7 protein-coding genes and 1 tRNA gene are annotated in these 7,102 nt (G+C 42.0%); all 8 read left to right on the top strand.

Annotation, left to right across the window (positions count from 1 at the left end; genetic code table 11):
* Positions 1–78: 78 nt before the first annotated feature.
* The 8 genes from CWD77_RS07665 to rpoB all read left to right on the top strand — a co-directional run bounded on the left by CWD77_RS07665 (position 79) and on the right by rpoB (position 7,089).
* Positions 79–153 (top strand) — tRNA-Trp (locus CWD77_RS07665).
* A gap of 26 nt (positions 154–179) precedes the next feature.
* Entirely contained in the window at positions 180–362 is a 183-nt protein-coding gene (secE, locus tag CWD77_RS07660) for a preprotein translocase subunit SecE (protein ID WP_101072882.1), read from the top strand.
* Entirely contained in the window at positions 359–925 is a 567-nt protein-coding gene (nusG, locus tag CWD77_RS07655; protein WP_101072881.1) for a transcription termination/antitermination protein NusG, read from the top strand. Before secE ends, nusG begins: the two co-directional genes overlap by 4 nt.
* A 59-nt stretch (positions 926–984) precedes the next feature.
* Positions 985–1,416, top strand: coding sequence for a 50S ribosomal protein L11 (gene rplK, locus CWD77_RS07650; RefSeq protein WP_101072880.1), 432 nt, complete (start codon positions 985–987; stop codon positions 1,414–1,416).
* A 14-nt stretch (positions 1,417–1,430) separates the two neighbouring features.
* The gene (rplA, locus tag CWD77_RS07645; protein ID WP_101072879.1) at positions 1,431–2,129 is read left to right on the top strand and encodes a 50S ribosomal protein L1; all 699 of its coding nucleotides are present in this window, start codon (positions 1,431–1,433) and stop codon (positions 2,127–2,129) included.
* A gap of 20 nt (positions 2,130–2,149) precedes the next feature.
* Entirely contained in the window at positions 2,150–2,671 is a 522-nt protein-coding gene (gene rplJ, locus CWD77_RS07640) for a 50S ribosomal protein L10 (protein ID WP_101072878.1), read from the top strand.
* A gap of 50 nt (positions 2,672–2,721) precedes the next feature.
* Positions 2,722–3,093 carry a 50S ribosomal protein L7/L12 gene (rplL, locus tag CWD77_RS07635; protein ID WP_101072877.1) on the top strand — a complete coding sequence of 124 codons (372 nt, stop codon included), beginning with the start codon at positions 2,722–2,724 and terminating at the stop codon, positions 3,091–3,093.
* Positions 3,094–3,273: 180 nt separating this feature from the next.
* Complete coding sequence (gene rpoB, locus CWD77_RS07630; protein ID WP_101072876.1) at positions 3,274–7,089, top strand: DNA-directed RNA polymerase subunit beta; 3,816 nt, start codon at positions 3,274–3,276, stop codon at positions 7,087–7,089.
* Positions 7,090–7,102 lie beyond the last annotated feature (13 nt).

The raw sequence follows: 7,102 nt of genomic DNA, 5'->3' as shown, positions 1-7,102 counted from the left end.
CTAAAATACTTGACTAAAGCGTCATAAACATTTTAGCGCTAAGGTGGAGCCTATCCGGCTTCGCCTTTTGTGCTATTTACGGGCGTAGCTCAGTCTGGTTAGAGCACTGGTCTCCAAAACCAGGTGTCGGGAGTTCGAATCTCTCCGCCCGTGCAAATTGATAATGCCTGAATAGTTATATGGAAAAGATTAAAGATTTTATTGAAGGTGTGAGAAAAGAGATGGCGAAAGTCACCTGGCCCACACAGCAGGAATTAATCGATAACACAATTATTGTTGTCGTATTCACTATTGTCATATCCTTATTCATATTTGGAGTTGATCAGGTTTATAGTACAATTCTGGAGGCAATCTACAGATGAGTTCTGAAGATAGTTTTGATTGGTATGTGGTTCGCTGCTTTACCAGTCACGAAAAAAAAGTTAAAGAGTATCTAACCCGAGAGATAGAGGAGCAGGGGCTGGGGCATAAAATCAGTGAGATTTTAATCCCAACAGAAACTGTAATCGAAATCCGTTCAGGTAAAAAAAGAACAAAAGAGAAGAATTTTTTCCCGGGATATATTTTAGTTAAAACCCGGTATGATGAAGAAGTAAACAATTTGATTCAAAGTGCACCTTCCTGTTTAGGATTTCTGAAGGTGGGTAAGAGTCAGGTTGTTCCGGAGCCTCTGAAAAAGCATGAAGTAGAGCGAATTATTGGAAGGGTGATGGACAATAAGGAAGCCGTTGAAAAAGGTGGCGTAGTCGATATTCCATATAAGGAAGGAGATATCGTCAAAGTTGTAGACGGTCCTTTTAAAGAATTTGATGGTACCGTTCAGGAAGTACTTGCTGATAAGCTGAAATTGCGAGTCATGGTAAGCATTTTTGGACGTAAAACCCCGGTTGAGGTTGACCTGGATCAGGTCGAATCAGCTACATAAGAACTTAAACGTGAGCTATTACGCAGCAAACAGAAGCACGAATCGCTAATTGATTCAATATGGCAAAAAAAGTAGATAAAGTGCTAAAACTTCAAATTGTTGGTGGACAGGCAAACCCTGCTCCTCCGGTAGGTCCAGCTTTAGGCCAGGCCGGAATCAACATTATGGAGTTTTGTAAAGCATTTAATGCAAAAACCCAAGACAAGGCGGGCACAATTGTGCCGGTTGAGATCACAGTCTATGCTGACAAGTCTTTTACATTCAAAACAAAGACTCCTCCAGCAGCTGTCCTTCTTAAGAAAGCCGCTAAGATTAAATCCGGTTCAGGTGAACCAAACCGAGCTAAAGTCGGTAAAGTGACCTGGTCTCAATGCAAGGAAATTGCGGAAGAGAAAATGGAAGATCTAAACGCTTTTGACGTAGAAAGAGCAGCAGAAATGATTGCCGGTACCGCACGCAGCATGGGTTTGCGAGTAATCCGAGATAAATAACGAGGATGTAAGAAATGGCAAAAAGAGGTAAGAAATATCAGAAGGTCGCTGAATTATTTGACCATGATATGGAATACACTATCGAAGAGGCTTGCGATCTGATAAAACAGACCAAAACAGCAAACTTCGATGAATCCGTAGATTTAGATCTTCGGTTAGGTGTGGATCCACGTCATGCAGATCAGATGGTTCGTGGTACTGTTTCGCTCCCTCACGGAACCGGAAAATCCGTTCGTGTGCTTGCGTTGGTTAACGAAGCAAAACAGGAAGAAGCGAAAGAGGCCGGAGCCGATTTTGTTGGCCTTGATGAATATATCGAAAAAATTGAAGAAGGTTGGGCAGATATCGACGTTATCATTGCTACCCCGGATGTTATGGGTAAAATTGGTAAACTGGGTCGCCATTTGGGACCGAGAGGTTTGATGCCTAACCCGAAAAGTGGAACTGTAACAATGGATGTTGCAGACGCTGTGAAAGAGTTTAAGCAGGGGAAAATTGATTTCCGTGTGGATAAGCAGGGAATCTTGCATACCTCTATTGGTAAGGCAAGTTTTGATGTGAACGAGATTCGTGAAAATTTGATCTCATTCCTTCAGACAATCCTGAAACTTAGACCGGCATCTGCAAAAGGGATTTATATTAGGTCTGCATACATTAGCACGACGATGGGTCCCAGCATATCGCTTAGTCGATCATCTATTACTTCAATTTAGAAATTTAACAGGTTAAAACAATGCCGACATTAGCAGAAAAAAAGGCAGTTGTAGAAGAAATTACTGAGCAGCTTGAAGGCTCAAACGCCGTCTATATAACGAAGTATACAGGGATGTCAGTCTCTGATATGGGCGAGTTGAGAGGAAAGTTTCGCGAAGGTAATGTACAGTTTAAAGTGTATAAAAATACACTGATGAAACGTGCAATGGATACAATTGGCGGATATGATGAGCTCTATGATCATTTGGAAGATCAAAATGGTTTTGCATTTGTAAATGAAGAGCTTGCAGCACCTGCTAAAGTCCTGAAAGACTACATAAAAGAACACAACAAGCCGGAATTTAAAGCGGCTTTGATTGATGGTGATTTTTACAGTAAAGACCAACTCGATACACTGGCTGCAATGAAGTCCAGAACAGAAGTTATCGGAGATATTGTAGGTCTGTTGCTGGCACCAATTTCAAATGTAGTAAGTGGACTGGAAGCACAAGGAAGCAATATTGCAGGTGCAATTCAAACCATCGCCGAAAAAGGCGAATAACCAAATCAATTAACTTTTTTAATTAAAACCGACGAACGGAGAATTAAACAATGGCTGACGTTAAAGAAATCGCAGAACAACTCGTTAACTTAACGATCAAAGAAGCTAATGAATTAGCTAAAGTTCTTGAAGAAGAATACGACATAAAACCAGCTGCAGCTGCAGTTGCTGTTGCCGGACCAGCCGGTGGCGGAGAAGCTGCTGAAGAGCAAACAGAATTTGATGTAATTCTTAAATCTGCTGGCGCTAAGAAAATTGGCGTTATCAAAGAAGTGAGAGGAATCACAGGTCTTGGGCTGAAAGAAGCTAAAGAACTTGTTGATGGAGCTCCTAACGCAATCAAAGAAGCAGTTAGCAAAGAAGAAGCTGAAGAAGTTAAAGCCAAGCTCGAAGAGGCTGGTGCTGAAGTAGAGCTGAAGTAATTACGCTCTTACTTTTTAAATAACATTTAGCCTTAGCCAACGCCGATTTTCGGTGTTGGCTTTTGGCGTCTAAATTGCATGAGCAATAATTATAGGGGTGTGAAGTAAACACCTCATACCTTTCAGAGAAACTTCATTCTTATTTTTAACCTAAAGGAGAACATCCTTTTGAGTACTACTATGGAGAAAATCCCATTTACCGACCGCCTTTCATTCGGCAGAATTAAAAATGTAATCGATTATCCTGACTTTTTGGATATTCAGCTCAAGTCGTTCAATGAATTTGCACAGCTTGATGTAGCTCCCAATCAACGAGAAGACAAGGGGCTCCAGCGAATATTCAATGAGAATTTCCCGATTCAGGACACAAGAGAAACTCATATCCTTGAGTTCCTTTATTATTCTGTCGATACACCTAAATACAATATCAAAGAGTGCCAGGAGCGAGGACTGACTTATGCGATTCCGCTAAAAGCCAGAATGCGCTTGTCATCCGTTGATGAAACAGATGAGGCTTCTGAAACGATTGAGCAGGAGGTATTTTTAGGAGATCTTCCATGGATGACAAACAGAGGTACCTTTGTAATTAATGGTGCCGAGCGGGTGATAGTTAGTCAGCTGCACAGATCGCCGGGTGTATTCTTCGGTCAGAATGTGCATCCTAACGGTACTCAGCTTTACTCAGCAAGGGTTATTCCATTCAAAGGTTCATGGATTGAATTCACAAACGATATTCGTGACGTACTTTGGGCTTATATCGACAGAAAGAAAAAGATTCCGGCAACAACACTGCTGAGAGCGCTTGGATTCTCAACAGATTTTGATCTGCTGAATCTATTTGAACTGTCTGAAGAGATCGACTTTGGAAGTAAAAAAGCATACAACGATAAATTAGTTGGTAAGCGCCTGGCTACAGACATCACAACGGAAGTAACGGAAGAGGTTGTTGATGATGAGACAGGTGAAGTTACAGAAGCAACCAACCGAAAAGTGCTTTTAGAGAGAGACCATGAGCTTACTGAAGACGATTACGGTCTTTTAAAAGAAGCTTCTGTTAAAAAAGTATTGGTTCAGAAAATTAATGCAGAAGAGTCTGAGCGTTCAGTCATTATGAACACGCTTAGAAAAGATCCATCGCATGATGATGTTTCTGCACTTGGTGAAGTTTACCAGCAAATCAGAACCGGTGAAATGCCTGACCCTGAAACGGCTCGTCAGGTACTGGAGCGACTCTTCTTTAGCGATAAGAAGTATGATCTGGGAGAAGTTGGTCGATACCGGTTGAATAAACGTCTTAAAGTAGATGTAGATCAGGATATCCACTACCTCACTAAAGAGGATGTAGTAGCGATTGTGAAGGAAGTGATTCGTCTGAAAGAGATGAAATCTCAGGTTGATGATATTGATCACTTGAGTAACCGACGAGTACGTACAGTTGGAGAGCAGCTGGGACAACAGTTTGCTATTGGACTAGCCCGTATGGCTCGAACGATCCGTGAAAGAATGAGTTCTCGTGATGCCGAGCAGCTTACACCGCAAGATCTTGTTAATGCCCGGACTATTTCGAGTGTAATTAATAGTTTCTTTGGTACAAATCAGCTTTCTCAGTTTATGGATCAAACAAATCCGGCAGCTGAATTGACTCACAAACGTCGTATGTCTGCATTAGGCCCCGGCGGTTTGACTCGTGAGCGTGCCGGTTTTGAGGTTCGTGATGTTCACTATACTCATTACGGTCGACTTTGCCCGATTGAAACACCTGAAGGTCCAAATATTGGATTGATTACTTCACTCTGTGTGCATGCCAAGATAAATGATTTTGGTTTTATTGAAACACCCTATAGAAGAGTAAAAGAAGGTATTGTTTCTAATGAAATTGATTATCTGGCAGCTGAGCAGGAAGATGAAACGGTAATTGCGCAGGCAAATGCCCCAATTGATGAAAAAGGGAATTTCAAGAATGAAGCAATTTTCTCCCGATTCAGAGACAGTAACGTTGGTTTAGCCAAGCCGGAACAAGTTGAATATATGGATGTATCTGCAAACCAGATTACATCGTTGGCAGCTGCACTGATTCCATTTATTGAGCATGATGATGCTAACCGTGCCCTGATGGGTTCGAACATGCAGCGTCAAGCAGTACCACTTCTCAGACCTGAATCTCCGGTTGTTGGAACCGGACTTGAGCGCAGAGCTGCTCAAGACTCCCGTGCAATTATTGTTGCAGAAGGAGACGGTGAAGTTGTATATGTAAGTGGTAGAGAAATTCGCGTGAAATATAAGCGAACTGAACTGGAAGAAAATTGCTACTTCGATGATGGTGTGAAATCATACTATCTGCAAAAGTTTGAAAGAAGTAACCAGGATACAACGATCAACCAGCGTCCGGTTGTAAGTGTTGGCGATAAGGTTACGGAAAATCAAGTACTTGCTGATGGTTGCTCAACCGAAAAAGGTGAGCTTGCACTGGGCCGTAACATGCTTGTTGCATTCATGCCTTGGAGAGGATACAACTTTGAGGATGCGATTGTAATCAGTGAGCGTGTTGTACAGGAAGATGTTTATACATCCATCCACATTACTGAATTTGAACAACAGGTTCGAGATACCAAACGAGGTGAGGAAGAACTGACTCGTGAAATACCAAATGTCAGTGAAGATGCTACTCGTAATCTTGATGAAAAAGGAATTATCCGAATTGGCGCTAAAGTTAATCCGGGCGATATTCTTGTAGGTAAAATTACTCCAAAGGGAGAAACAGACCCAACACCGGAAGAGAAGCTTCTAAGAGCGATCTTTGGTGATAAGGCGGGAGATGTTAAAGACGCATCACTGAAAACACCTCCAGGTGTTTCCGGTACTGTAATTGATACGAAGCTTTTTAGTCGAAAACGTGATGAGCAGATTTCACGGAAAGAGGAGAAGCAACTTGTTGAACAGGAAAATGAGCGTCACGCCAAGAAAGTAGCTGATCTCAACGCACAGTGGGCTGACAAAATGTATAGTCTGCTTCGGGATAAAACTTCACCCGGAGTGTACAACTACAGTAATGTTGAGCTGATCCCGAAAGGTGAAAAATACAAGAAATCTGTATTTGAGGAGCTCGATCCCGTAACGATTAATGAAGATATTGACTGGGCTACAGATGAAAATCTGGTAGAACATGTTAAGCTTCTATTCAAAAGCTACAGAGATCTGAGAAGAGAAATTGAAACCGAGGCTAAGCGTCGTAAGTATCAGATCCAAGTTGGAGATGAGCTGCCACCGGGAATTATTCAAAAAGCGAAAATTTATGTCGCTAAGAAGAGAAAAATTCAGGTGGGTGATAAGATGGCCGGCCGCCACGGTAACAAGGGTGTAATTGCAAAAGTTGTACCTGTTGAAGATATGCCGTTTATGGAAGATGGAACTCCGGTAGACGTTGTTTTGAACCCATTGGGTGTACCTTCTCGTATGAACCTTGGACAAATTTATGAAACCATTCTTGGATGGGCCGGAATGAAACTTGGAGTGAAATATGCATCTCCGATTTTCGATGGTGCATCTTACGAACAAGTTCAGGAAGAGCTTAAGAAAGCCGGGTTGCCGGAAGATGGTCGTCTATATCTATACGACGGCCGAAGCGGTGAACGTCTTGACCAACAGACTACCGTTGGTTACATGTACATGCTGAAACTCAATCACTTGATTGAAGATAAGATGCACGCACGTTCCATTGGTCCATACTCATTGATTACTCAGCAGCCGCTCGGTGGTAAAGCACAGTTTGGTGGCCAGAGACTTGGTGAAATGGAGGTTTGGGCTCTGTATGCATACGGTGCTTCAAGCATATTGAAAGAGATGCTCACTGTTAAGAGTGATGATGTGAAAGGTCGATCTAAGGTATATGAAGCCATTGTAAAAGGTGAAAACTTACCTGAAGGTGATATACCTGAATCGTTTAAAGTATTACTCCGTGAATTAATGGGTCTTGGACTCGAAATTCACATTGACTAACGTTTGTTCTGTT

It is taken from the genome of Rhodohalobacter barkolensis (genome assembly GCF_002834295.1).
Lineage (GTDB): Bacteria > Bacteroidota > Rhodothermia > Balneolales > Balneolaceae > Rhodohalobacter > Rhodohalobacter barkolensis.
Note: the sequence above shows the minus strand (reverse complement) of the source record. Positions and strands in the feature narration are given on the sequence as shown.

Bases quoted from the DNA above. Each gene is read 5' to 3' on its own strand.
- secE (WP_101072882.1), top strand. From the start codon at position 180: ATGGAAAAGATTAAAGATTTTATTGAAGGTGTGAGAAAAGAGATGGCG.
- nusG (WP_101072881.1), top strand. From the start codon at position 359: ATGAGTTCTGAAGATAGTTTTGATTGGTATGTGGTTCGCTGCTTTACC.
- rplK (WP_101072880.1), top strand. From the start codon at position 985: ATGGCAAAAAAAGTAGATAAAGTGCTAAAACTTCAAATTGTTGGTGGA.
- rplA (WP_101072879.1), top strand. From the start codon at position 1,431: ATGGCAAAAAGAGGTAAGAAATATCAGAAGGTCGCTGAATTATTTGAC.
- rplJ (WP_101072878.1), top strand. From the start codon at position 2,150: ATGCCGACATTAGCAGAAAAAAAGGCAGTTGTAGAAGAAATTACTGAG.
- rplL (WP_101072877.1), top strand. From the start codon at position 2,722: ATGGCTGACGTTAAAGAAATCGCAGAACAACTCGTTAACTTAACGATC.
- rpoB (WP_101072876.1), top strand. From the start codon at position 3,274: ATGGAGAAAATCCCATTTACCGACCGCCTTTCATTCGGCAGAATTAAA.